Source organism: Psychrobacter sp. 1Y4 (assembly GCF_051847555.1).
On record NZ_JBPYDE010000593.1, the window covers coordinates 1 to 688 of the forward strand.

A 688-nucleotide genomic window follows, 5' to 3' on the forward strand; every position below is an offset into this window, starting at 1 on the left:
ATATACTAAGTCACAGACTTTCTTTATTGGCGGTATTGGGCAAGAACAAACTGTGAATGCTGCTGAAGTATGCGGCGGTGCACAAAATGTTGCTAAAATTCAAACAGTACAAGAAGCCAAAGACATCGCGCTAGGTTTGGTCACTTTTGGTATTTATACCCCTCGTACGGCTAAAGTTTTCTGCCGATAAGAGACACTATCAATACATCGCAAAATCTTTCTTGATCATCAAGTGGTAAATATTGAGCGCTATATTGCTGAGCATTTGATAAAAAAGAGCAAACAGTAACTGTTTGCTCTTTTTTTATTATCAATATTTAATACATAACCGATAACCTAGAAACTGCAATGGCTTGACACCATGACTGGTAATATTTATATAACGGTATTTATTTTTATTATTGCTATCATAAAGTATGGACTATAAAAAATGGTCATATCGAGAGCCAGTAGCCGTCTATAGTGTATCGTTTGAAACTGGTAGACCGATATCACTAATGCGTTTTTATTTTGAGGAAAAATAACATGGCAGAGAAAAACTACTATGACATTTTAGGGGTTAAAAAAGATGCCTCAGCCGCTGATATCAAAAAAAAATACCGTAAGCTGGTACGTCAGTTTCACCCTGATGTCAGCGATGATCCAGATGCTGACAACAAGATTGCGGAGATTAATAACGCTTACGAAA

Annotated in this window: 2 protein-coding genes; both read left to right on the plus strand. The window is 36.5% G+C overall.

Going from position 1 to position 688, the window contains the following annotated elements:
* A partial coding sequence (locus ACS8FC_RS17775; protein ID WP_439297766.1) for a Bor family protein occupies nucleotides 1-190 on the plus strand: 190 nt, incomplete at its 5' end.
* 335 nt (nucleotides 191-525) lie between these two features.
* Nucleotides 526-688: DnaJ domain-containing protein (locus ACS8FC_RS17780; protein WP_439297767.1), on the plus strand; the 163-nt coding region annotated here is incomplete at its 3' end.